A 23180-nucleotide genomic window follows, 5' to 3' on the forward strand; every position below is an offset into this window, starting at 1 on the left:
TATCATCTCGGACTCACCTATGCATATCCATCGGGGCCTCATGTTGAGATCGCAATATATCGGCTGAAGACTAGATGGCGGTGTAACCGCCGTCGGCGTTGACGCAGGCACCGGTGATGATCGAAGCCCTGTCGCTGGCGAGAAACGCGACCACCTCGGCAATCTCGTCCGGCCGAGCCAGTCGTCCGATTGGTTGACGCACCAACATCATCTTCCGGGTCGCCTCAGGGAGCCTCGCCAGCAGCGGTGTCTCAACGTAGCCGGGAGAGACGCAGTTCGCACGTATCCCCTGTCGCGCATAGGTCAGCGCGACCGACCGCGTCAAGTTGACCACGGCCGCCTTCGCCGCCGAGTACGCATTGCTGTTCTCCTGGCCAACATGCCCGAGGACCGACGCCATGTTCACGATGGCGCCGCCCTTGCCGGCGGCAAGCATGGCACCTGCCCCGAACTTGTTGCAGATCGCAACCCCGGTCAGATCGACGTCGATCACGCGGCGCCAATCGGACAGGTCGAGCTCGTGTATCGGCGACTTGCGCTCGGGAATACCTGCGTTGGCGACCAGGATATCGAGCCGGCCGAAACGCGCCACAGCCTCCTGCATCAGGGCGGCGACGCTCCCCTCGTCGACGACGTCAACCCGCCGGAATTCGGTCTCGAACCCTACTTCGGAGAGCTCTGCCGCGAGCGCGCCGGCGCTCTCGGCAATGTCACCAAGCACCACCCGGGCGCCCTCGGCGGCGAAAAGACGAGCGATCGCCGCGCCGATGCCGGAGCCGGCTCCCGTGACAACAGCAACTTTACCGTCCAACAGCATCGATGCTCTCCGGCCTGTTTCCGCTTGGCCCGCCTAAGCGACACTCTTTTCGAACCCGGGACGCGGGATAACGCCCATGACGATTCTGGTGAAGCCGCCGTCGACCACGACCTCCTCGCCAGTGATGTAGCTCGCGCGCTCGCTGGCGAGGAAGACGACCGCGTCGGCGATGTCCTCCGGACGGCCGATCCGCCGCGCTGGAACCAGAGTCCGCCGCGCATCATGCACTCCGGGTGCCTGATAGATGTTTTCGGTCATTTGCGTGCGGATCATGCCGGGACTGACGACGTTGCTGCGCACGCCGCGCGGTCCCCATTCCACCGCGAGTTGCCGCGACAACATGACAATGCCCGCCTTGCTCACACTGTAGGCCCCGCTGTAGCTCTGCGGGAACGAGGCCGCGATCGATGCGACGTGGACCAGCGCGCCTTCGCCCCGCGTCAGCATCGCCGCTCCGAAGATCCGGGCGCAGCGCAAGTAGCCCGTGAGATTGAGCGACATGATGCGCTCCCAATCCGTCATGCTCGCGCTCTCGACACCTCCTGGCAGCATCGTGCCGGCATTGTTGACCAGGATCGAGGGAGCACCCACTTTCTTGGTTATCTCGGAGGCGGCATTCTCAACGCTTCCATCGGAGGTGACGTCGCAGGCGACGAACTCCGCATATCCGCCGCTTGCACGGATCTCCGCCGCGACGGCCGCACCGGCCTCGTTGCAGTCGAGCACGACGACGTGCGCCCCCACGGCTGCAAGACCCGCCGCGATGCCGCGTCCAATGCCGGCACCGCCGCCCGTGACGACGGCAACTTTCGCGGTAAGATCAATCCATTTCATGCAACCCTCCAGGGATTCGGAACGAGCATCGACGCGTCAGCCGGCCTTGCCAGACAAAGAGGGAAGCTCGATGCTTCGGATCAGGCGGTTCTCTTGGGCGACGATGAGATGCTCCGAGGCCTGCAGGTAGGCCGGCCAGTCCGGATCCTTATCACGCGCGGCATGCTGACGCTCGAACTCGCCCATATCGGGAAAGCCCCAGAGGTGGACGATCTGGTTCAGCGATCCGACCGCACTCGTGAACATGCCGAGCGGCCTCCCCAGATATCTAAGCTGCACGGGCATCGCGAGCCGGTCGAACACCTCGATGAACTCTGCCATCTTGCGCAGGCGGATGGTGTAGACACGCAGATCCACAATCGCATGTTCGATCACTGGACGAACTCCCCACTCATCCCATCAACTGCGCACGAGAGAGCAGCTTCCCTCCCCGAGCGGACGAAACGCTTCCTCCGCACTCAGCGTCGAGACCAGCTTGTAGACGTCGCCGGTCGACTTGCTGTCCGCCGGATTCTTCACCTCGAACAGATAGGCCGGATGAATCTTGCGGCCGTCGGCGCGGACCATGCCTTGGCCGAAGCAGTCGTCATCGGTCGGCATCTTCTTCATCAGCTCGACAACGTCTCGTCCGCTGCGCTTGGCCTGCGCGACGCCGATCTCCTTCACCGCCTTGAGGTAGTGCAGAACGCATGCGTAGTCGCCGGCCTGGCTCATGTTGGGATAGACGTTGGTGGCAAGGCGTGGCTTGACGCGGTCCATGAATGCGCGGGTTCGCTCGTTGAGATCCCAGTAAAAGGTCTCGGTGAGCGAAAGGCCTTTCGCCGTCGATAGGCCCATCCCGATCACGTCGGTGACGTAGCCGACCAGGGCCGCCATGCGCGTGCCGCCCTGGTCGAGCCCGAACTCCTGTGCCTGTTTCAGACAGTTGATCAGCTCGTTGCCTGAATTGGCAAAGGCGATCACATTCGCGCCGCTCGACTGTGCCTGCAACAGGAAGGATGAGAAATCCGAGGTTGCTCCGAACGGATAACGCACCGAGCCGAGCAGCGTCCCCCCGGCCGCCTTGACGAATTTCGCGGCATCGGCTTCCGCGGCGTGGCCGAAAGCGTAGTCGGCGGTGACGAAGAACCACTTCGAGCCACCGGTGCGCACTAGCGAGGTCGCGGTGGAATGAGCGAGGCACCAGGAATCCCAGGACCAATGCACGAGGTTGGCGCTGCAGCTCTTGCCGGTGAGATCGGACGAGCCGGCAGTGGTGACCAGCGCGACCTTGTTCTTGTCCTCGATCAGATATTTGGCGCCAAGTGCAATGGACGAGTTGCCGACGTTCTCGATCACGTCGACACCGTCCTGGTCGAACCATTTGCGGATGATCCCGAGCCCGACGTCGGCCTTGTTCTGGTGGTCGGCGACCAGGATTTCGACCTTGATCGAGGGATTGGCCGCCGTGAACTCGGCGGCGGCCTGCTGCGCGCAGGCCACCGTGGTCGGGCCCGAAACATCGCGGTAGATGCCCGACATGTCGGTGATCACGCCGATGCGGATCGTGTTGTCGGATTGTGCCCGGGCGAGACGCGGCGCGAGCACGGTCGCAAGACCGGCCCCGACGAAACTGCGGCGTGTCATGCTCATATCGTTTCTCCCTCACCTGGCCTGCTTGCAGGCCCCGTTATTGTTGCAATGCAGACAGGCATGATCAGGCTTGCTGGCCCGCCAGATGGCGGCCTGTGATGTAGCCGAAGGTCATGATCGGCCCGAGCGTGATGCCGGCGCCCGGATAATTGCCGCCCATGATCGAGGCGCGATCGTTGCCGACCGCATAGAGCCCCGGGATCGCACTGCCGTCCTGGCGCACCACCCGGCCGACGACGTCGGTGGTCAAACCATCGAACGTGCCGAGATCGCCCATGATGATCTTCAGTGCATAGTAGGGTCCGGCTCCGATGGGCGCGACGTTCGGGTTTGGCGTGTGCTCGGCATCGCCGAGGTAACGATTGAAGGTGGTGCTGCCGCGTTGGAAGGCGCTATCGAGGCCATGAACAGCATCCTGGTTGTATTCGCGGACGGTTTTTTCCAAGACATTCGCGTCGATCCCAACCGCTGTCGCAAGCGCGCGCAGGGTCGGAGCTCGGTTCAAATATCCGTTGCGAACGTAGATCTCGACCGGAACGGGCGCGGGCTTTGCATAACCGAGGCCATACTTTCGAATCGTCGCGTGATCGCAGATCAACCAAGCGGCGGCCTCGCCGGTATCGGCTCCTTCGGCGATCATTGCGGCACCGACGTCATGATAGGAGTTCGATTCGTTCGTGAAGCGGCGTCCCCGGCGGCTCACCGCGATGACGCCCGGCTTGTAACGGTCAACGAGATGAGGAAATGCGCCGGTGCGTTCACCAAGCGGGACCCGCGACACCGGCATCCACGCGGCTGCGTTCGCAAAGCGAATATCGCAGTTGCCACCGACCTCCTCAGCCATGCGGATGCCGTCGCCAGTGTTGGCCTCGGGCGTGGGCGAAAGATGCTCACCGCCCCGGATCAGGTGCGGATAGGCGCGAGCGATCCGCTTCCGGTCGTGCGGAAATCCTCCGCTCGCCAGCACGACTCCACGTCGCGCCGTGATCGTGTATTCGCCGTCTCCATCGCGCACAACAGCGCCGACGACCATGTCGTTCTCGCTGACCAGCCGCTGCGCCGGTGTGTTCGTAAGCAGCGGGATTGCGAGGTCGAAGGCAGTCTTCGCAAGACGCGCCGCCAGCGCATTGCCACTGGTGATCTTGACCCCACGGCGATAGAGGGCCAGATCTTTGAGATGGCTGGCAAGCCGCTTGGCGACATAGAGCGCCGAGGTTAGCGAGCTCGTCACACGAAAGAAATGCTTCAGTTCGTCATTGGATGAGTTGAACATCATCCCGATGAAGGTGATGGTCTCGAGCGGAGGCCGCAGTCGGACGATCTCTGACCCGAGCGCGCGGGCATCATAGGGTGCCGCCGTGACCGAGCGGCCGATCGAGGCGCCGCCTTCCACGTCCGGATGATAATCCGGATAGCCGGACAGAATGAATTTTGCCTCGGTCTCACGCTCGAAAAACTCGAGCATGCGCGGGCCGACATCGAGAAACGCATCGATCGCCGCATCGTCGAAATGATTGCCGGTTTCATGCTTCAGATAGGTGCGGGCAGCCTCCCGATCGTCGGTCACACCGGCCTCGCGGGCGTGCTTGTTGCCGGGAATCCAAAGGACGCCACCGGAGAACGCGGTCGTCCCGCCGAAATACGGATCCTTCTCGACGACGATCACGTCGAGACCAGCTTTCCGGGCGGTGATGGCGGTCGACAAGCCTCCGGCACCCGAGCCTACAACCAGCACGTCGCACGAGAGTTTGCGTCCGGGTCGCGGCAATTTCGTCTCCTCCACAGCCAATCACGCCTTGCTTTATGTGCGCATTGGGAGTTGCGCCTTTCTCCCCGATAGGCCCAGTCGCGCCAGGCGCCAATGGACGAAACCTTTTTTGTATTGTACTTTTCGTAGATGCAGCCCAACCGACCCGATCAACGCGACGCTACTAAGCCGGTGCACCACCAGTGATTCCACACTATTTTCTGTATGAGGAGGCCGCTTCGGAAGACGAGCCCTCCTTCCTCCATATTGAGCCGATCCCGGTCCGTAGCGGGCTGCACAATTGGACAATCCAAACTCACTCGCATCCGAACCATCATCAGATATTGGTTATCGGCAAGGGCGGAGGAGCAATCGAGGTTGAAGGGGTGACCTGGGACGTGTCACCTCCCGCGTTGGTCATCCTGCCGGCTCTGACCATTCACGCCATAAGATTCAAGCCTGGCACGGACGGCTATGTCATCACCGTTGCGCCTCCATTTCTGCAATCGGCGCTCGATGACGATCCGGATCTGATAGACGGCTTTCGCAATCCCGCGCACTTTCTCTCGCAGCAAATTGGCGAAGACATCGATCTCACCGCGCTGTTCGCTTCGCTCGAGCACGAATTTGTGTGGTCGGCGCCCGGTCGTCGCGCGGCGATCAAAGCCTATCTCCAGCTCCTTGCAGTCGCGGTCCGGCGACTGATTGATCAGGACCGCGCACGCCCGATATCGACTGAGCGTGACGCAGAAACGGTCATTCAGTTTCGCGAAATCGTGGAGAAGCACTATCGCAATCATCGGTCGCTCGATTTCTACGCGCGCAAGCTCGGCATAACGACTGCGCGTCTGAACGCCTGCTGCCGCGCTACGACGGGCAAATCGTCACTCGCCCTGATCAATGAGCGGCTCTTGACTGAGGCTAAGCGCAACCTGCTGTACTCCGAGCTGACCGTGAGCGAGGTCGGCGCTGCGCTCGGCTATACCGATCCTGCCTATTTCAATCGCTTCTTCTCGCGCAACGTTGGTATGTCGCCCGGCCGCTTCCGGAACAACCTCTTGCCAACGGCCCACGGCCCGAACGGACGATGAGAGTTTGCATCTGGCGGTGGGGCCTGCTGTCACAGTTCGTCCGATATGTTGACATCTCAACATCTAGATGCGATGAGGCGCAAATTGTGACAATGCGCGAAGCTCCGTCATGGCGATGGAGCAATTGGTTGCGCACGTTCAGGGAGAAGATGAATGCCGATCAAAGGTCAACTCAATGCGGAGATGCTGGAGGCTCCCCCGCCGTCGCTCACGTCGCCCTACCATACGGGGCCGCAGCACTTCGTCGACGCCAGCATTCTCAAGTTAGAATATGAAACACGGGCGGAGAATGTCGCCAAAGTCGTGCCGAACGTATTTGAAGTGCCGGACAGACCGAAGGCTTTCGTTTCGTTCAACTATTGGGGCTTCAGCAGCGTCGGCACGTATACCGAGGTCGTTCAAAGTGTCGAATGCAGCTACCGCAACGAGACGTTTTTCTATCCCGTCAGGCTCTATCTGGACAACGACAGGGCTATTCTCGCGGGCCGCGAAGGGTTTGGAATTCCGAAGCTCACCGGGATTATCGCTTTCGATATCGCAGCGTCCGAGCCGATCGTGTCCGCCAAACTGGAGCGTCCGAGAGGCATTCTTCTCGCCGCTGGCGTATTCCAGGCTGACAACTTTGTCGGCGAAAACGATGAGCTGGTCATCCGCAACTGGGGCCTGCGCGTGTGGCCGAAAGCTGGCCGCACGAAAGGAATTGCCGAACTGCTGAAATACACGATGACCTTCAAGAAAGGAACGATCTGGAGCGGTCGCGGGTCGGTCGGCTTTACCGGGTTCTCTGCGATTGATCCGCTCCATGAACTGCCGGTCGTTGAAATGACCAGCGCCACGCTGCTGCGCGGCTCTCAAATGCGACTCGACATCGAACGGCAGGAGCGGATCGAGGCCGGTGGCTGAGCCGGGCGCGAGCTGGCGAGCCCGAGGCAGCGCTCGTGGCTTGCCCAGCGAGCCATTCTCCATTTGATCGCCGACCAACTGCGAACCACGGCGCAAATATCCAGGACGGGAAGATTGTCGTTCACCAACAGCCATTTCCCATCGGTCACCGGATACGAATGCTACGCCTGTTGGCGGTGATTGCGCGCTGCGGGCGGAGCAGCTGCAGCGACAATGTCTTCTGCCTGCAATCGTTCACTGCAACTCGCGCAGCTCAATATCGCGCTGAAACGTTTGCCGCACAATTTGTGCCGCAGATGGGTTCGTGCGCTCTTGGCCGAAAGCCATTTTTCGGCCCAGGTCAACATTGCCAGCGGGATCGAATAGAGATCTAGGCCTTTTTCGGTCAGCCTGTATTCATGCCATCCAGGTTGGTCCACCGAAGGTTGCGTCGTGAGAACGCCAAGATCCACGAGCCGCTCGAGACGGCTCGCGAGAATGTTGGGCGCTATGCCAAGATGCTCCTGAAAGTCTCGAAACCGGCGGGTTCTGAGGAAGCATTCACGGATCAACAAGCCGCTCCATCGGTCGCCGAACACGCGAAGCGTGCGGACGAGCGAGCGTGGCTCCGAAGGAGGAACGAGATCGAAATTCGCCGCACGCCGGCGCTTGGCCGCGATGAGGTCGGCCGAGGCGCGGTGTATCCCGACAACCGCGACCTCGCGAGCCCGAAGCGCCTGTCCGCACTCCGAGCAGCAGAAGACGGGCTTTAAGCGATGGCCGCGGGTCCGATGAATGAGCTTCGGTTGGAGCGCCTCCTTCTCGTCATACCACCGCTCACCCCAGAACATCGCGGCGACCAGACAAGTGAAGAAGTCGCGCCCCATCTCCGTCAATACGTACTCGAGATGCCCGCCGCCCCCCTCCCTTGTGTCTTCTCGCCTGAACAGGCCGCCTTCCGTCAAACTGTCCAGCCGCTGGCTCAGCACTTTTCGCGCGATACCGAGCCGCTGCTGGAAATCATTAAAGCGCGTGACGCCATTGAACAACGCATTGCGCAAGATCAGCCATGACCATCCGTCACCAAGCAATTCGACGACTTGGTAGACGGGGTCCGGGACGGACTGCTGCGGATGCCTTGGCATAGAACCGATATGGCCGATATCGGGCCGAGGCGCAAATTATTTGCTTGCATATGGAGACCATGTCAGTTAAGTTCCCTTATGCAAGCAAAACGTCCAGCGGAGGAACAATGGCCCAGCAAGCATCCCCATCCGGCAAGTTGATCGTCGACCGCAACGGTCCGGTGACCACGCTCATCCTCAATCGACCGAAGGTGCACAATGCCCTCGACCGCGAGCTGTCCGCAGAGCTGAACGCGGCGGTCAAGCAAGTCGCCTTCGATCGCGAATGCCGCGTCCTCGTCCTCAAAGGGGCAGGAAATACCTTCTGCGCCGGCGATGACATCAAGGAGTTCAACGAGTGGACCCCAGAAGAAGGACCGTGGCAGGTCAAGCTCTATCAGGAGACGTCGAATCTCATCGACAACATGTGGGCGATAACGATCGCGGCGGTGGATGGCGTCTGCACCGGCGGCGGCCTCGAGCTGACGTTAGTCTGCGATTTCGTGGTCGCCACGGACCGCTCGCGGTGGGGCATGCCGGAAATCAACTGGGATATTACGCCCGGCTGGGGCGGCACGAACCGCCTGCAGAAATTCGCCGGGCGCCGAAAAACCAAGGAATGGAATCTGATCGGCGGATTGTTCGACGCGAAAACGGCAGAGCGTTACGATCTCGTCAACCGGCTGACGACGCCGGAGAAGCTCGATGCGGATGTGCAAGCACTCGTCGACGTGATGCTCGAGAAGGCGCCGACGGCGGTCCGGTGCACCAAGCATTTTCTCAATGCATCAGCCGACGCCACTACCTCGATTGGATTGGCATTCGAAGGAGCGCCACCGCGTCTTCACTTGGCGCAGTCAAAGGGCATTCGCGAGTTCGTGCATCGCGATACGCGCGATACGAGGCGTCGCCTCGCCAATGCACTGTGGAAGGGTTGATTTCAACCGCGCAAAGGCTTGCCAGACATTGCTGCTGGCGATGTAGCAATCGACGAGAGACGCTGTCTCCGACCTGTGACGGGTGCGGAGATGGCGTCCCACTTGTCCTCCGCGCTGACGCTTCTGCGCGAATTGGGCGCCCGTTGAACGCCCCACCTGCTGCACCTCGATAGGATCCTTGCCTAGATCGGGTTGCCAATGAGGAGGAAAGCTCAATGGACTTTTCGATCTCGGAACGGCAGCGCCTTTGGCGCGATCGCGTGCACGGATTCATGAACGAGCACGTCTATCCGGCTGTTTCTGTTTACGACGAACAGGTCGCAGGCTTCAGCGCCGAACGCTGGAAGGTCATTCCGGTACTTCAAGAGCTCAAGGCCAAAGCGAAGGCAAATGGCCTGTGGAATCTCTTCCTGCCCCCCTCTGCCGAGCACGACGAGCCGGAATTCCAAGGCGCTGGATTGAGCAACCTTGAATATGCGCTCTGCGCCGAAGAGATGGGCAAAGTTGGCTTCGGCTCCGAAGTGTTCAACTGCTCCGCACCCGACACAGGAAATATGGAGGTTTTGCATCGCTACGGCTCTGCGGAACAGAAGGCGCGATGGTTGCGCCCCCTGATGGACGGGCAGATTCGCTCGGCCTTTCTGATGACCGAGCCCGCAGTTGCCTCCTCCGACGCAACCAACATCGAGACGGAGATCAAGCGCGATGGCAACCATTACGTCATCAATGGGCGCAAATGGTGGTCGTCCGGCATGGGTGATCCACACTGTAAGGTCGCCATCGTCATGGGTAAAACCGATGCGTCCGCGCCGCGCCATAAGCAGCAGTCACAGATCCTCGTTCCAACCGATGCGCCCGGCATGAAGATCGTACGCATGCTGCCGGTATTCGGTTTCGACCATGCGCCGCATGGCCATGCCGAGATCATTCTCGATAACGTGAGGGTACCGGTCGAGAACCTGCTGTTGGGAGAAGGACGCGGCTTCGAGATCGCACAAGGCCGGCTCGGCCCTGGCCGTATTCACCATTGTATGCGCACGATCGGAGCTGCCGAAGTGGCGCTCGAAAAGATGGTGAAGCGCCTGCTTTCCCGCGTGGCCTTCGGCAGGAAATTGGCCGAGCAGTCCGTCTGGGAGCAGCGCGTCGCCGAGGCGCGCACCGACATCGAAATGACCCGACTACTCTGCCTGAAGGCCGCCGACATGATGGACAAGGTCGGCAACAAGGTCGCGCAGCGCGAGATCGCGATGATCAAGGTCGCAGCGCCCCGCGTTGCGCTGAAGGTGATCGACGATGCGATCCAGGCGCACGGCGGTGCCGGGGTGACCAACGATTTCGGGTTGGCCAACTCATACGCGACCATCCGCGTCATGCGGATTGCCGACGGTCCGGATGAAGTCCACAACCGCGCCATCGCGCGGATGGAATTCGCTCGCTACGCGAACAACGAGTTCCGGTGAACGCAATGGAATCCCTGGACCCGGCACACTTCACCGGAACAAAGCCGGTCGACGATCGACACCGCATCGACGAGAGGGCGTTGGCTGCCTGGATGCGGGATCATGTGACGGACTTCGCCGGCTCCCTGACCGTGCGGCAATTCAATGGCGGCCAATCGAACCCGACCTATCGGCTTGACACACCGGACCGCTCCTACGTCCTGCGGCGGAAGCCGCCGGGTAGACTGCTGCCGTCCGCACACGCCGTCGACCGTGAATTCCAGGCCCTCTCGTGCCTCCGCAGAGCCGGCTTTCCGGTCGCGCAACCGTATGCGCTGTGCGCCGACGAGTCCGTCATCGGCACGATGTTCTACATCATGTCGATGGAGGACGGCCGAGTGTTCTGGAATGGCAGTTTGCCAAACCTTTCGGCGGCCGAGCGAGATGCCATCTATCGAGCCGAGATAACGACACTGGCACGGCTTCACAGCTTCGACCCGGTGACGCTTGGGCTGGCCGCGTTCGGCAAGCCCGGCAACTATTTCTCTCGGCAGATTGCCCGCTGGACCAAACAATATAGGGCCTCGGCGGCGAGGTCCGTCGATCCGATGGAGCGGTTGATGGAATGGCTGCCGCGAACCGTTCCCCACCAGGAGCAAACATCCGTCGTTCATGGCGATTATCGCCTGGACAACATGATCTTCCATCCATCTGAGCCTCGCGTCCTGGCCGTGATCGACTGGGAATTGTCGACCCTTGGCGATCCGCTTGCGGATCTGACCTATCTTCTGATCAGCTGGATCGTCCCGCACGATGGTCGAGCCTCACTTGGCGGTCTCGATCACAAGGCCCTAGGCATCCCAAGCATCGAGGAAGTCATCGACATCTACTGCGCCGAGACCGGCCGACGCGGGATCGCAAATCTGGATTGGTATCTCGCCTACAACTTATTCCGCCTCTCCGCGATCGCCTCCGGCGTCGCCGCTCGCGTGCGAGAAGGAACCGCCGCGAACCCGCATGCCACGGAGGCCGCCAAACGCGCCGGTCTCCTCGCGGAGATGGGCTGGGAGCGCGCCAAAACGGCGGGCGCCTGATCGATCGCCGGGCCAAATGAATGTGGGACTGTGACGCATGACACTGTTCGACCTGACCGGCAGAGTAGCCGTCATCACTGGATCCTCCCGTGGAATAGGCCGCGCCATCGCCGAGCGCATGGCCGAACACGGCGCCAAGGTCGTGATATCGTCGCGGAAGCGCAGTGCCTGCGAAGACGTGGCGCATCTCATCAACGATCGCCACAATGACGAACGCGCCGTCGCCATACCCGCGAATATCTCCTCGAAACTGGAATTGCAGCATCTGGTGGACAAAACCACCGCGAAATGGGGCAGGATCGACGTCGTCGTCTGCAATGCTGCTTCTAATCCCTATTACGGGTCTTTGGCCGAAATTCAGGACGACCAATTCCGAAAGATTCTGGAGAACAACATCATCGCCAACAACTGGCTCATCAGTATGGCGTTGCCTCAGATGAAGTCCCGCAAAGATGGGATCATCATCATCATTTCCTCGGTAGGTGGCCTGCGCGGCTCTCCGGTCATCGGGGCCTATTGCATATCGAAGGCAGCCGACATGCAACTTGCGCGCAATCTTGCGGCTGAACACGGCCTCGACAACATTCGAGTGAATTGCATCGCGCCGGGCCTCGTCCAAACTGATTTCGCGAGAGCGCTTTGGGAAGATCCCGGAACCCTAGGGCGCGCAACCTCGAAAGCAGCGCTGGGACGTATCGGACAGCCGGACGAAATCGCAGGTGCAGCCGTCTTCCTTTCGAGTCGCGCCGGTTCGTTCATGACGGGACAGGTCATGGTCATTGATGGCGGAGGGACAGCTGTCTGACCGACAGAACCTGATGCTGACGCCGACGAAAGACGGGCTGGTCGATAAAAATACGGGGACGGAAGCTCATGGGCGAACTGACGAGTCTGGAAGCCATCGCGCGCCTGACCGCGCCCGGCGCGCCGTTTGAAATGCAGGAAGTAGTGATCCGCGGGGTCAGGACTCGCACCTGGAAGCACACCCCGGAAAATCTGCGTGTCATCCTGGAAGCAAGCCGTAGGCATGGCGAACTGCCCTTCCTCGTCTATGAGGACGAGCAACTCTCATTCGCCGAGCATTTTCGTCGGTGCACAGTACTTGCCCAGGCGCTCCACGACCGTTTCGGAATTCGCAAGGGTGACCGGATCGCGATTGTCATGCGCAATTACCCGGAGTGGTCGATCAGCTTTTTCGCCGCTGTGGCAATTGGTGCCATTGCGGTACCGCTTAACGCATGGATGACAGGCGCCGAACTTGAATATTGTCTCTCCGACTCCGGATGTTGCGCTCTTGTTGCCGATGCCGAGCGGATTCAGCGACTCGCCCCCCACCTTGGCGCATTACCGGCTCTGCGCGCGGCGATCGTTGTCCGCCACACGGCCCCACTTAGCCCTGGCCTGCACAATTGGGGCGACATCGTTCCCGCGGAGGCGCCTGCACTCGAATTGCCAAATGTGACCGTGGCTCCAGACGACGATGCGACCATATTTTACACATCCGGCACGACCGGAAAGCCGCGAGGCGCCCTCGGCACCCACCGCAATATCTGCACGAGCCCGGTCTCCGTGGCATTCGGACGAGCTCGCGCTCAGCTCGTGGTTGGTCGCGCCCTGCCCGACCCTGCCAAGACGCCCAAGCGCGCATTGCTCCTTCCCGTCCCGCTCTTTCACGTGACGGGCTGCCATGCCGCCCTGATTCCGAACATCGCCGCCGGCAACAAGCTGGTCCTCATGTATCGCTGGGATCCCGAACGTGCGATGCAGCTCATCGAGAGTGAAAAGATCAACGCCTTCACCGGGGTACCGACGATCGGCTGGCAAATTCTGGAGCACCCCGCGTTTGGGCGCTACGATTTGTCAAGCCTCGAGCAAATCAGCTTGGGCGGCGCGCCGACTCCGCCCGAGCTCCTGTTGCAAATAAGGCAAAATATCCCCGGCGTGGCGATGACGAATGGATACGGCTTGACAGAGAGTTCCGCGGCAATTTCTCAAAACGTCGGCCGAGAATATGTCGCGAAGCCAGAAAGTATCGGATTGCCGATAGCCGTGTGTGACATACGAATAGCCGGTGATGATGGTACCGATCTGCCGCCTGGGTCCGCAGGAGAGCTCTGGGTACGAGGGCCCAATGTCGTTAAGGGATACTGGAATGATCCTAAGGCAACGGATGCGACATTCTCCGATGGCTGGCTGCGGACGGGAGACATCGTGCGCACTGACCGAGAGGGCTTTCTCTACCTACTCGATCGCGCCAAGGACATCGTGATCAGGGGCGGCGAAAACATCTACTGTGTCGAGGTCGAGGATGTGCTGTACAGCCACCCTGCCATTATCGATGCTGCTGTCATCGGCATTCCACACAACGTCCTGGGTGAGGAAGTCGGAGCCGTAGTTCGGGTGAAGCCTGGCGCAACCGTGACAGCGGACGAGCTGAAGGCGCATGTGGCCTCACGCCTGGCCGCCTTCAAGGTCCCCACGCGCATCGAGCTTCGCCGCGAAGCACTCCCGCGCAATGCTGTCGGCAAACTCCTCAAGCGCGAATTGCGACTCAGCTGACCATGGCGTGAAGCTCAGCGCAGCTGAGAAGATCGCCGCCGCACAGGTCGCGCTTTCCGTCGTCAACCGAAAGACGCCGCCAGATTGGACGCATTCGCTCGCAAGACTACCCGGCACAAGGTAATGGCATTGGACTGGGCTCGCTGCGGCTAAGTCAGCGCTGGGTCGGAATCGGCTGCAATTGCCAGCGTCGAGCTGCCGCGCCCCACAGACCGTTGGGCATAAATGGCTCAACTCAGACAATCGCCACAAGGTTCACCGATACGCTCCCCCAGTCAGTCTTTGCGAAGGCCGCTATGTCCCAGTATTCGCTCGATGTGTTGCGTCAGGCTATGTGGTCGAGAAAAGACCGCTTGAAGCCAGCGTCGAGCAGATCTTGCGGGCCGACACCCGCGCGGGAGCGCGTGCTATCCTGGCTTCGATCGATAACGCCGCTTCGCAAATAGGTCCGAAGGGCAGCGCCTCCGCAAGATGCTCCGCTTCGAGACCTCTCTCTGGGAAAGCGGCCATTTTGCCGTGGCAGGCGTGGACGAGGCCGGAATGAGCCCTCTTGCGGGGCCAGTCTCCGCTGGAGCGGTGATCGAAGAGCTTCGTCGATGACGGCAGCGGCGGCTTGTTCCAAAACGCGGCCGAATACCGCGCCATATACTTTGACGACCGTCGTCCGCCGCTCTTCATTGCGCCCTGGGCTAGAACACGTCGATGCGCCAGAAGCAGCCGGCCAGAGCCTCGTAGCTCAGAGGGCCTTCGGCCGCCATCGCCGGGAGATCCGCGAAGGCACGCAGAAAGATCGCCCGCGTCAGCACGCCACACCCCAGCGGCATCGCACAAGGCTTGACCGGCTAAAGGCCCCGGCCTCGATGTCGTCGCGGACTATCGCAGGGGCCGGTGCGGACCCCGTCCCCGGGGGGTCCTGTCTAGCAAAAACGAACGCTCGAGTTGAAACCCGACGGACCGATCCTCCCGCCCTGCACGGCTGGGCGAGGCGACCGGGCCGGTCCAAAACATTACACGCCAGCGGACGATCCCAGGTTCAGTTCTATTGCACCTGTCGGCAAATTGGTGCGTCTGGCGGTGCACCGCACAGTGCGGTGGCTTCTATCCGTCTGCCCGCTATTGCGGCGGCGCAAAGCCTAGGCGGGAACCAGAACGGATATCGCACGGCGGCTTACCGGCAAGATACCGTGCGATAAATGCTGATCTCATCGCTACTTATCCGAAATTATACGCGTCCAAATGACAATCACATCGTTACCGAGAGCTCATTCGGGCATACCAGAACGCTGTTTGCGCCTTCAGCGATAAATTAAGATATTGATTATAAATGACTTTCATCGCTTTGGGGCGTGGATCGCGGCGCAAGACCAGGGTGGGGTCGCGGCTCGTCTGCGACCCTTGACGGCGGCCTGAGGCAATCCGGCGCGAAATTTTGGGCCTACCAGCGCCCCGAAGACAAAAAATCCCATCGTTCTCTTTTGCTGATCACAGCGCTACTTTCTAACGCAGTAACGGGGGGTGTCAGCGAAAGGCCGCCCCACGGGCTGCCCCACGAAGGAGGCCGAGACCATGACAGAAGAGGGGTCGCCACCCAGTGAGACCAAACCGAAGTCCCAATTGGCGCGCAGGCCGCCGCCCAGGGACGTCTTGCTTCTTCGTGCCGAGCTCAAGGCCCGTAAACTGGCCGGGGAAAAGCGTATGATTCCCACCGGGCTTGACACCCGGGCACCTGGTGCTTCCTCGCAGGCCAACGTGGCGGACGGAACCAGCGGGCATGCCGCCGGCGTCGTCGAGCCCGGCGACACCCTCGACGTTGCTGCTGACGCCGCGATGGAGTTTGCGCTGCAGTCCTTACCCATCACGGGAGCCAGGGTGATGAGCGATGGTACTCCCTCGCAGGCCATCGTGGCGGAAGGATCCAGCGGACAGGCCACCGGCGGCATCGAGCCCGGCGACGTGCTTGACGTTGCTGCTGACGCCGCGATGGAGTCCGGGCCGGAGCCCTTACCCGCCTCCGAAGGCGAGGGGATGAGCGACAGAGTTGGCACGACGCCCGTTCCGCCCGATTTCGAGCTGCTGCGGCAAGTTCTGGGGGCGATGGACACGGCGACGGCATCAAAGCGCAAATACCGAGAGCGCGCGAAAGCAAAAGAGCAGGTCTGCTCCACGGAGTTGCCCGAAGACGGGGACGCCAAGCCAGAGTTACGCGCCATCCCGGAGCCGGCAAAGGATAGGCTGCGCGCCGATCATCTGATCGCGCGCTACAAGCGCGAACACGATCTGCACCTCGACAAGACGAAGATCGATCCCCGCGAATTTGCCAGGTGGCTGCTCGCATTCCGCCCCGGCTGGAAAGCCGGGACCTGGCGCCGCAATCGCGCCGCAGCCTTGCTGGCAATCCAGGGGCTTGCCAATGACGATCAGGGCGCCGCGATCGCCATGCTGTCAGAGGACGGCCGACGCCAAGGCTACAAGGCAAAGGTAGTAGATCGCGGCGACGGCATCCAGGCCGCCAGCGCGACGCGGATTGAATTCCTCCATTACGATGAGATCCGCACATCCATCCGACAAATGTCGCGCTCGGCAGCGGTGGATTGGCTGGACGACTGGCTGATCGCGGGGATTAGCACGGGGCTCGCACCCAACGAATGGCCCTACGCTCAGCTCACGGAAGATCTGTCGGAGCATGGTAATGTCCGCGCCTGGTTGCACGTTTTCAGGCCCGGCGTGACCCACGCGCCTCATTTCGATCATCCATATCGAACACTCGACCTCAGGAAGTTTCGCAAGCCTACGCTCGAAGCAGTGCGGCGGATGGTCGAACGGTCACGAGCCTGGGCACTCGAAGGCAAGTGGCAGCCGCGACGAGCAGAATGCGCCCAGCTGCTGTACAGGGCCTGCACAGTCCTGTATCCCAAACAGCACTTTCGCTATTCGCTGAATACTCTCCGCCATCAATTCTTTGCAAATATGAAACTGCTGCTGGGCGAGGCTAAGGCATGTACTCTTGCTGGAAGCTTCGACCTGGACGTCGCGCCCTCTCATCTTATCAAGCGACGAGTCGCCTGGTATGGGAACGACATCAAGGATGTCCCGCATCCGATCGAGCAGCAACTCGCCATGGCCAAAAAGCAACTCGAGGAAATCGAGGAGAGAAGCAGCATCTCGGCCATCCGTCGATCGGCACGTGCGGCGACGGAACAGAACGAGCCCTGACCGGCGGCCGGGAGCTCTCGCCCTCTTTCGATCCGAATTCCCGTATGCACACCACGCGCCCGGCCCAGACCGGAGCAGCTTGGCGAAGACGCCCAGCGTCGATGCGAGCGGGAGCTCCCGGTCGGCTTCGCGCCAGGTGCGCAAGGCTCGTCAGCCCCCGTAATCGATTAATGATGACGTGGCACCTCCGGTTGCCGCAGGAATGGCGTGAGCCTTTTCCATCGCACCGCTCTTGAATCTTGCAGCGAACGGCAACCTACCGCGAGATACCGTGCGATCGGTCCCGGTCACAGCGTTACCAAAGCCGAATCAATCGTTTCGAAATCTTCATCACATCGTTCCCTAACGCTGTTCTATTCGGTGCAAATTCGTCACGCGCAAAGGCGCTCAAGAGTAAATGACTGAAAATAAAAGACTTTTTTCGACCGACGCTCGATTAACTGGCAAGACCAGGGAGGGGTCGCGAGATCCGATCTTGAGGGGATCAAGGTGCACTCGGCAACGCATCTGCCCCTAAAGCCCCTTGGTGGAAACAGCGGGCGGTCTAGCATGAGCGCCAACGGAATCACCGTCCACGGCGCAAGGTCTCACGGCCGCAGGCGCAGCCGCTCCCCGAAATGCCGCCGTTAGCGTCTGCCAGGCCGCATAGAGTCATCGACGATCCGGCAATTTGATTTTTTCTGCACTGTGGCCTTGAATTCATCGCCTGCCGTCCGACCAACACCAAGCTCTCCAGCGGGACACGCGCCAGAATATGATCCGGGGCTCGATCGATTTTATTGACAACATCCGGTTGCGCGGGTGGGCACAAGACTCTGAAGAGCCCGGAGCGGCTGTCTCAGTCGTCATATCCGACGCCGACGGCGTTCTGGGGAGCGCCTTGGCAGACCGGTTTCGCGCCGACCTGAAGGATGCCGGCATCGGTCGCGGCCATCATGGATTCGAATTCACCTTAGCCTGTCACCAAGCAAGCGCCACGTCCTAAGCGCCCATACATCAGCTGGATCAGAGCTGCCGGGTTCTCCCATCGTGCTTGAGGCTCTGCATCCTACCGCCCTAGCGGTAGGCTACGTTCGCGCCGATCGCAATCGTATTGAAGGCTGGTGTCAGGACGACGCGCGATCGGGTAGTCCGGTAAGTCTGATCATCACGGACAACGGGCAGCTGGTCGGTCGCACCATGGCTAACCGCTACCGCGCCGATCTTGAGGCTGCCGGCGTCGGCGACGGGCACCATGCTTTCGAATTCGAATTTCTGACCTTTGTCCCACCTGGAGAAGCACTTCATTCGCGTACTCCGGGATCCCGACGGCCTCGACGTGCCAGGTTCGCCGATCGTCATCGACCCCAGCGATAAATTCGACGCTCGCGCGGAGGCCGCGCTTTCCGACCTGTTGGCGCGCTACAACGGCGAGGAGGATATCGATCGCAGCGGCAACCTTATGAGGCACTTCCATTTCGGTGAGATACCTACCGACAATGAACGCGACGCCCAGGAGAAATGCGACCTTAGCTGTATTCACGGCAGTCGTCGCGAAGATGCGCGGCAAGTATGACAGCCGCAACTCGCGGTGCACGAGCGTACCTACTGAGGTTCACGTAAAGTGCCGCGACGACGCCGACCTGCCCATCCTTCGCCTCATCGTCACCTTCCCGGCAGGAGGAACGGCCGATCTGCCCTTTCGCGGCGCCGCACCGGCGTCGAACGACCTGCTTGCGGTGCAGATCGGCGGCATCACGGGCGGCAGTTATCGCGGCAGTTCACCTCCGCGACGACAAAAAGCTGTTCGCAAGTAGATTCGGCTCCTTCGCAAGTGCCGATCATCGGATCAAGACACGAGCGAGCGCTGCCGTTCGGCGATCACTCAATGAGGGAAGCACAACCTGTCGTTCCCGATCCCGTGAGAGATTGTTGGCATATTCGTTCGACTTTTACTCGAATTGAAGCTGGAGTGCTGGCCTTTATATTAGCAAACCGATGGCAGAATATCACAGGATCACAGGATCACAGGATCACAGGATCACAGGATCACAGGATCACAGGATCACAGGATCACAGGATCGAAGGATCAGAGGATCAGAGGATAAGTGGGATTTGTATGGCGAAGCGTGACAGAAACATTGATGTCTTCCGGAAATTGACCAATTTGGCGCCGTTGCCGAACAAGGAGCACCACACGGCTGAGAAGCGCGGCGCCTGGTCATCGCACGGAGATGACAGTGCGAACGCTGCCGAGCACGAGGGAAAGCGGCATGTCGATGAAGATAGCCTTCCCGGGACGGGTGCTACCAATCAAAGCCCGGAAAAAATCAGGTCTCGGCAAGAAGTTCGCACTGCGCGGACGCTCAAAGAAAGGTCTAAGCAGATGAGCGTCTATCTCGAACGCCCGCTGTACAGGCGGCTTCGCGAATGTGCGGACAGGGAGGAGACAAAAATGCATCCGATCATCATCGAGGGCATCTTGATGGCGCTCGCCAAGCGCGACGGCTCCTTGAAATAGTGCCGGCCCGCGGAGTTCAGACGCGAACCGACAGGGACGACACCGATCGCGTCGTGGAGGCCCTGCATCGGCGGATCAAGCATCACGCCAAAACGTGACCTTGCTGGATATCGGCCCTGATGTCACTGCCGCCAATTGAACCCATCGGCCTCTCGTGCGGACGCATGGGGACATCGACGTCTGGGGGTAACTGCCCCCTTCAGCCCGCTGATCCGCCCGAAGGCAGGACTCCGACGAACTTGCCATAGCAACCCGCGACCCAGGTGCAGTGACCGCTGGCGGTCCGGCCGGGATGAACTTCCAGGTCGCTCGCTCACAACTTCAATCGGGATCTCGCTGCGGAAACGTGATCACGGTGCCGCCCGGCCCGCCCGACGATGGCGCATCGCATTTGCCCCCGACTTCCTCCATGTTCGCAGCTGCGGAGCACTGTGCCTGGAGCAAGGCTGCGATGTCGGCGCCGATGAGGCTTCCCCGCTCCAACAGGTGGCGCGCGGCCGCGATCAACACTGTCCGGTGGGCCTCCAGCAGTTCGCGGCTGGTGCGATCCGCCTCGGCGAGCTCGACGCCGACCGCTGCGCGGATGTCGGCGTAGCGGAGAAACTCCTCAGCTCGGTGCAAGTCGCCAAGATGCGTCAAGGGCGACGGCCCTGACAGCCCCAGTCCGCCCAACATCGCGCAGCTCAGCCTCGTCGCCTCCGCAAGATCGTCCTGGGCGCCGTGCGACGCCTCTCCAAGCAGGATTTCCTCGGCGGCGCGGCCGGCGAGCAGAACCTCGATTCTGTAGTGATAATCGGTCGCGGTGCCGTCGAACACAGGCATCCCCGTGCGCATCGACATCCCAAGTCGCCGGCCTGTGCGCGTGGTGTTGGCAGCACGTCGACCAGAGCATGTCCTGCTTCGTGGACCGACGTCCGCCAGCGTTGTTCGTCGGAGAGGTTGTCGTCGCCGACGACGGCGCGATGGAGGTCGTCGAGCCGTAGGCCCCGGTTCTCGCGCCGTGCTACACGGCGCGCGTCCTTGACTGCGCGCTCCGCGTCGGCACCGGTCATGCCGGCCGCCGACGCCACGACGGCGGAGATGTCGACGCCGACGAGATCGCCCTTCAGCCGCACCCGGAAGATCTTCGCGAGTTCGTCCGGATCGGGCAGCCCGATACGCACCACGTTCTCAAAGCGGCCCGCGCGTAGCAGCGCGGGATCGCAAGCCTCGACCTCGTTGGTGCAGCCGATCAGGAAAACGCCCTCCCGCCGGCGCACACCATCAACCTCCTCAAGCAGCGCGTTGATGCAATTCCTGACATAGTCTGAGTGCGAGTGCTTGACCGCACGACGGTCGACGAAGCTGTCGCATTCCTCGATCAGCATCACGCAGGGCGCCTGCGCCCTAGCGGAAGCGAAGTCGCGGCGCATGGCTGCCAGGAAATCGCCCAAATGCCCCTCTGCCTGCCAGGAATAATACGAGCAGACGATCAGCGGCATCCCCGATTTCGAATCCTCGCCTGACGCGCTACGCGCGAACGCCTCTGCGAATAGCGTCTTGCCGACGCCGGGTGGCCCGGCGAGCATCACGGCGCTCGAGACCGCATCCCAGGGGATCTCGCCGCGCCGCCAGGCGGCGAGATCGGCGATCGCATCGTCAGCCCAGGCGCGCGCACCAGCCATGCCGTGGATCTCGGAGAGCACCAGTCCCCTCGAGGGCCGTTCGGCCTTCTTCGAGGCGGCGAGACGGCGCAGCTCATCGACGCACTCTTCCGGCGTCCGGTCGAAGCGAACCGCCGCTGCGAGGTCGCCTACACCGACATCGCGCATCGTCTCCGCCGGCACATCGACCGCCGTCCTGACGCCGGTCACGGCGCGGATGGTGCGCGACACCGTCGCGGGATCGAGCATGGGCAACTCGATCCGGTGCCGGGCCGCTTCGTTCAGCACTTTCGGAAGGCAGGCGCTCCCGTTGGACGAGAACGCCACGAAGGGCAACGCATAGGCGCACATGTCGGCGGCGACGCGCTCCAGCCGCTGTTTCGCGACGCCTTTGAGCGGCTCCTTCAGCACGATATAGGCGCCGTCAAGGCCGTCGCGACGGCCGGGAGCGGTCCTGGTCAGGTCGATCATACGCAACGCATCATCGAAGAAAATCCCGCGCCACCCGCCTTTGAGCGCGTCGAGCATCGCGCCGTCGGCGACGTCGACGACAACGGGAGCGCCACCGGAGACCAAGTCCCGCGCAGCGCCCGGCGCGGCGTCGAAGGCGCGGGCAAGCAGCAGCGCCACGGCAGTTCGCGTCGGGCTTGGGGGGCATCCCTCCCGACTCGCATTCTCCTCGAATCCTGTGTCGTCATCGACATCCGCCGCGGGGCGCACCAGACCGGCGAACCCGCGCGACCGGGCGATATGCGGCCGATCGGCGTCGGCGGCGAGGTCCCGCCTGAAGCGCAACGCATCGCGCCAAGCCTGCCCGTACGCCCGCCGCTCGATGGGTCCAATGTCGGTGCCAACGAAGGACACCGGGCGGTGCGTATCGCCGTCATGGGGTCCAATGACACTCGGCATGCTCGTGGTCTCGTTCATGTCTAGACCGCGATGAGAGGATCGGACCCGAGGCGTTCGTTCGGGTAGCCAAGCGCCGCGGCGAAGTCCTGCTCGTTGTCGCTGGCGACGACGATCAAGGACGCGCTCAAGGCGGAAAAATCGGCATGCAGGTCGCTCGTCGGCTGCACCATCACGACCCATCTCCCGTCAGCCGGGGCGGCGTCTTGGGAACACGGGCGCCGCCACGGCGGCTGCCGAGCCAGATCTTGTGCATCGACCAGGATGCCGAGAGGCGCGTGCGCTCGCGCGGCTCGATCGGCATGCGGGCGAGCGTGTGCGACAGCACCATCGCCGCGGCGGGATCGAAGAAGGCGCAGGCCAGCAACACCGTCATGCTGAGATCGACGCGCAGGCTGATGCGTCCGGGGATCCGGCGGCCGACGACGAGGCCGATTGCCGCGGCGGCATCGCCGCGGATCGCCGCCCGCCATTCGGGCATAGTCGCGGAGACGCCGGCGACGAAGGTGGCCACCTCGGCGCGCGCATGCTCGTCGAAGGATTCGGCGGTCTTGGTCCGCCAGTAGAAGAGCACCGGGGGCATGCCCTCGCCGCACATGCCTGCGCGTTCGTTCATCGGGAAAGCTCCGTCGTTCGCGCGGAAGGCCGCGCGTGATGTCAAAATGCGGAGTTAGTAAGAGATTAGGCGAGGGAGGGTCCTTGGCGGACCCTGCCCTGCCTCGCCGGGACACGCCCCGTCACGTCACGCCGTGCCGGACCAC

At 61.7% G+C, this 23180-nt stretch carries 22 protein-coding genes and 1 pseudogene; 11 read left to right on the top strand and 12 right to left on the bottom strand.

Annotated features, from left to right (window positions below; genetic code table 11):
• Positions 1 to 70: 70 nt before the first annotated feature.
• The 5 genes from ACNJX8_RS36105 to ACNJX8_RS36125 form a co-directional block, all read right to left on the bottom strand.
• On the bottom strand, positions 71 to 817 hold the full coding sequence (locus ACNJX8_RS36105) for an SDR family NAD(P)-dependent oxidoreductase (RefSeq protein WP_439358581.1): 747 nt from the start codon (positions 815 to 817) through the stop codon (positions 71 to 73).
• Between the two features lie 33 nt (positions 818 to 850).
• Positions 851 to 1651, bottom strand: coding sequence for an SDR family NAD(P)-dependent oxidoreductase (locus ACNJX8_RS36110; protein WP_439358582.1), 801 nt, complete (start codon positions 1649 to 1651; stop codon positions 851 to 853).
• Between the two features lie 36 nt (positions 1652 to 1687).
• Positions 1688 to 2026 (bottom strand): NIPSNAP family protein, encoded by a 339-nt coding sequence (locus ACNJX8_RS36115; RefSeq protein ID WP_439358583.1) that lies wholly within the window; start codon positions 2024 to 2026, stop codon positions 1688 to 1690.
• Positions 2027 to 2050: 24 nt separating this feature from the next.
• Positions 2051 to 3283 carry an ABC transporter substrate-binding protein gene (locus ACNJX8_RS36120; RefSeq protein ID WP_439358584.1) on the bottom strand — a complete coding sequence of 411 codons (1233 nt, stop codon included), beginning with the start codon at positions 3281 to 3283 and terminating at the stop codon, positions 2051 to 2053.
• 64 nt (positions 3284 to 3347) lie between these two features.
• Positions 3348 to 5051 (bottom strand): FAD-dependent oxidoreductase, encoded by a 1704-nt coding sequence (locus ACNJX8_RS36125; RefSeq protein ID WP_439358585.1) that lies wholly within the window; start codon positions 5049 to 5051, stop codon positions 3348 to 3350.
• 182 nt (positions 5052 to 5233) lie between these two features.
• Between ACNJX8_RS36125 and ACNJX8_RS36130 the strand changes: the two genes are divergently transcribed.
• Positions 5234 to 6121, top strand: a complete 888-nt coding sequence (locus ACNJX8_RS36130; protein WP_439358586.1) for a helix-turn-helix domain-containing protein — start codon at positions 5234 to 5236, stop codon at positions 6119 to 6121.
• Between the two features lie 153 nt (positions 6122 to 6274).
• Entirely contained in the window at positions 6275 to 7024 is a 750-nt protein-coding gene (locus ACNJX8_RS36135) for an acetoacetate decarboxylase family protein (RefSeq protein ID WP_439358587.1), read from the top strand.
• A 161-nt stretch (positions 7025 to 7185) separates the two neighbouring features.
• Here the strand turns inward: ACNJX8_RS36135 and ACNJX8_RS36140 are convergent, their stop codons facing one another.
• Positions 7186 to 8148, bottom strand: a complete 963-nt coding sequence (locus ACNJX8_RS36140; RefSeq protein ID WP_439358588.1) for a winged helix-turn-helix transcriptional regulator — start codon at positions 8146 to 8148, stop codon at positions 7186 to 7188.
• 50 nt (positions 8149 to 8198) lie between these two features.
• Between ACNJX8_RS36140 and ACNJX8_RS36145 the strand changes: the two genes are divergently transcribed.
• The 6 genes and pseudogenes from ACNJX8_RS36145 to ACNJX8_RS36170 form a co-directional block, all read left to right on the top strand.
• Positions 8199 to 9065 carry an enoyl-CoA hydratase/isomerase family protein gene (locus ACNJX8_RS36145; RefSeq protein ID WP_439410351.1) on the top strand — a complete coding sequence of 289 codons (867 nt, stop codon included), beginning with the start codon at positions 8199 to 8201 and terminating at the stop codon, positions 9063 to 9065.
• Positions 9066 to 9280: 215 nt separating this feature from the next.
• Positions 9281 to 10525 carry an acyl-CoA dehydrogenase family protein gene (locus ACNJX8_RS36150; RefSeq protein WP_439358590.1) on the top strand — a complete coding sequence of 415 codons (1245 nt, stop codon included), beginning with the start codon at positions 9281 to 9283 and terminating at the stop codon, positions 10523 to 10525.
• A gap of 5 nt (positions 10526 to 10530) precedes the next feature.
• The gene (locus tag ACNJX8_RS36155; protein WP_439358591.1) at positions 10531 to 11598 is read left to right on the top strand and encodes a phosphotransferase family protein; all 1068 of its coding nucleotides are present in this window, start codon (positions 10531 to 10533) and stop codon (positions 11596 to 11598) included.
• 37 nt (positions 11599 to 11635) lie between these two features.
• Positions 11636 to 12403 carry an SDR family oxidoreductase gene (locus ACNJX8_RS36160; RefSeq protein ID WP_439358592.1) on the top strand — a complete coding sequence of 256 codons (768 nt, stop codon included), beginning with the start codon at positions 11636 to 11638 and terminating at the stop codon, positions 12401 to 12403.
• A 68-nt stretch (positions 12404 to 12471) separates the two neighbouring features.
• Positions 12472 to 14157: a class I adenylate-forming enzyme family protein gene (locus ACNJX8_RS36165; RefSeq protein WP_439358593.1), complete on the top strand. Its 1686-nt coding sequence runs from the start codon at positions 12472 to 12474 to the stop codon at positions 14155 to 14157.
• A gap of 296 nt (positions 14158 to 14453) precedes the next feature.
• Positions 14454 to 14739: pseudogene (locus ACNJX8_RS36170) on the top strand (ribonuclease HII); the annotation flags it as partial.
• 107 nt (positions 14740 to 14846) lie between these two features.
• Here ACNJX8_RS36170 and ACNJX8_RS36175 read toward each other — a convergent pair.
• A complete protein-coding gene (locus ACNJX8_RS36175) occupies positions 14847 to 14981 on the bottom strand; it encodes a hypothetical protein (RefSeq protein WP_439358594.1) in 135 nt (44 codons plus the stop codon).
• A gap of 742 nt (positions 14982 to 15723) precedes the next feature.
• Between ACNJX8_RS36175 and ACNJX8_RS36180 the strand changes: the two genes are divergently transcribed.
• Complete coding sequence (locus ACNJX8_RS36180) at positions 15724 to 17370, top strand: hypothetical protein (RefSeq protein WP_439358595.1); 1647 nt, start codon at positions 15724 to 15726, stop codon at positions 17368 to 17370.
• A gap of 1056 nt (positions 17371 to 18426) precedes the next feature.
• Here the strand turns inward: ACNJX8_RS36180 and ACNJX8_RS36185 are convergent.
• The gene (locus tag ACNJX8_RS36185) at positions 18427 to 18657 is read right to left on the bottom strand and encodes a hypothetical protein (RefSeq protein ID WP_439358596.1); all 231 of its coding nucleotides are present in this window, start codon (positions 18655 to 18657) and stop codon (positions 18427 to 18429) included.
• A gap of 191 nt (positions 18658 to 18848) precedes the next feature.
• Here ACNJX8_RS36185 and ACNJX8_RS36190 point away from each other — a divergent pair, with 191 nt between their 5' ends.
• Both ACNJX8_RS36190 and ACNJX8_RS36195 read left to right on the top strand, forming a co-directional pair.
• Entirely contained in the window at positions 18849 to 19166 is a 318-nt protein-coding gene (locus ACNJX8_RS36190; RefSeq protein ID WP_439358597.1) for a hypothetical protein, read from the top strand.
• A 302-nt stretch (positions 19167 to 19468) separates the two neighbouring features.
• Positions 19469 to 19870 carry a hypothetical protein gene (locus ACNJX8_RS36195; RefSeq protein ID WP_439358598.1) on the top strand — a complete coding sequence of 134 codons (402 nt, stop codon included), beginning with the start codon at positions 19469 to 19471 and terminating at the stop codon, positions 19868 to 19870.
• Between the two features lie 321 nt (positions 19871 to 20191).
• On the opposite strand, the gene ACNJX8_RS36200 is transcribed toward ACNJX8_RS36195, so the two are convergent.
• Genes ACNJX8_RS36200 through ACNJX8_RS36215 form a run of 4 tightly spaced genes read right to left on the bottom strand, consistent with a single transcriptional unit; the run spans position 20192 to position 23035 of the window.
• Positions 20192 to 20650 (bottom strand): hypothetical protein, encoded by a 459-nt coding sequence (locus ACNJX8_RS36200; RefSeq protein WP_439362029.1) that lies wholly within the window; start codon positions 20648 to 20650, stop codon positions 20192 to 20194.
• Positions 20554 to 22422 (bottom strand): AAA family ATPase, encoded by a 1869-nt coding sequence (locus ACNJX8_RS36205; protein ID WP_439358599.1) that lies wholly within the window; start codon positions 22420 to 22422, stop codon positions 20554 to 20556. The genes ACNJX8_RS36200 and ACNJX8_RS36205 overlap by 97 nt, the downstream gene beginning before the upstream one ends.
• A gap of 20 nt (positions 22423 to 22442) precedes the next feature.
• Positions 22443 to 22592, bottom strand: coding sequence for a hypothetical protein (locus tag ACNJX8_RS36210; RefSeq protein ID WP_439410303.1), 150 nt, complete (start codon positions 22590 to 22592; stop codon positions 22443 to 22445).
• Positions 22592 to 23035, bottom strand: a complete 444-nt coding sequence (locus tag ACNJX8_RS36215; protein ID WP_439358601.1) for a hypothetical protein — start codon at positions 23033 to 23035, stop codon at positions 22592 to 22594. The genes ACNJX8_RS36210 and ACNJX8_RS36215 overlap by 1 nt, the downstream gene beginning before the upstream one ends.
• Positions 23036 to 23180 lie beyond the last annotated feature (145 nt).

The sequence above is a fragment of the Bradyrhizobium sp. SPXBL-04 genome (genome assembly GCF_051853035.1).
GTDB classification, from domain to species: Bacteria; Pseudomonadota; Alphaproteobacteria; order Rhizobiales; family Xanthobacteraceae; genus Bradyrhizobium; species Bradyrhizobium zhanjiangense.

Bases quoted from the DNA above. Each gene is read 5' to 3' on its own strand.
- ACNJX8_RS36195 (WP_439358598.1), top strand. From the start codon at position 19,469: ATGGCGAAGCGTGACAGAAACATTGATGTCTTCCGGAAATTGACCAAT.
- ACNJX8_RS36150 (WP_439358590.1), top strand. From the start codon at position 9,281: ATGGACTTTTCGATCTCGGAACGGCAGCGCCTTTGGCGCGATCGCGTG.
- ACNJX8_RS36165 (WP_439358593.1), top strand. From the start codon at position 12,472: ATGGGCGAACTGACGAGTCTGGAAGCCATCGCGCGCCTGACCGCGCCC.
- ACNJX8_RS36135 (WP_439358587.1), top strand. From the start codon at position 6,275: ATGCCGATCAAAGGTCAACTCAATGCGGAGATGCTGGAGGCTCCCCCG.
- ACNJX8_RS36155 (WP_439358591.1), top strand. From the start codon at position 10,531: ATGGAATCCCTGGACCCGGCACACTTCACCGGAACAAAGCCGGTCGAC.
- ACNJX8_RS36145 (WP_439410351.1), top strand. From the start codon at position 8,199: ATGGAGACCATGTCAGTTAAGTTCCCTTATGCAAGCAAAACGTCCAGC.
- ACNJX8_RS36205 (WP_439358599.1), bottom strand. From the start codon at position 22,422: ATGCCGAGTGTCATTGGACCCCATGACGGCGATACGCACCGCCCGGTG.
- ACNJX8_RS36110 (WP_439358582.1), bottom strand. From the start codon at position 1,651: ATGAAATGGATTGATCTTACCGCGAAAGTTGCCGTCGTCACGGGCGGC.
- ACNJX8_RS36140 (WP_439358588.1), bottom strand. From the start codon at position 8,148: ATGCCAAGGCATCCGCAGCAGTCCGTCCCGGACCCCGTCTACCAAGTC.
- ACNJX8_RS36105 (WP_439358581.1), bottom strand. From the start codon at position 817: ATGCTGTTGGACGGTAAAGTTGCTGTTGTCACGGGAGCCGGCTCCGGC.
- ACNJX8_RS36215 (WP_439358601.1), bottom strand. From the start codon at position 23,035: ATGAACGAACGCGCAGGCATGTGCGGCGAGGGCATGCCCCCGGTGCTC.
- ACNJX8_RS36210 (WP_439410303.1), bottom strand. From the start codon at position 22,592: ATGGTGCAGCCGACGAGCGACCTGCATGCCGATTTTTCCGCCTTGAGC.
- ACNJX8_RS36160 (WP_439358592.1), top strand. From the start codon at position 11,636: ATGACACTGTTCGACCTGACCGGCAGAGTAGCCGTCATCACTGGATCC.
- ACNJX8_RS36120 (WP_439358584.1), bottom strand. From the start codon at position 3,283: ATGAGCATGACACGCCGCAGTTTCGTCGGGGCCGGTCTTGCGACCGTG.
- ACNJX8_RS36190 (WP_439358597.1), top strand. From the start codon at position 18,849: ATGAACGCGACGCCCAGGAGAAATGCGACCTTAGCTGTATTCACGGCA.
- ACNJX8_RS36180 (WP_439358595.1), top strand. From the start codon at position 15,724: ATGACAGAAGAGGGGTCGCCACCCAGTGAGACCAAACCGAAGTCCCAA.
- ACNJX8_RS36185 (WP_439358596.1), bottom strand. From the start codon at position 18,657: ATGAAGTGCTTCTCCAGGTGGGACAAAGGTCAGAAATTCGAATTCGAA.
- ACNJX8_RS36175 (WP_439358594.1), bottom strand. From the start codon at position 14,981: ATGCCGCTGGGGTGTGGCGTGCTGACGCGGGCGATCTTTCTGCGTGCC.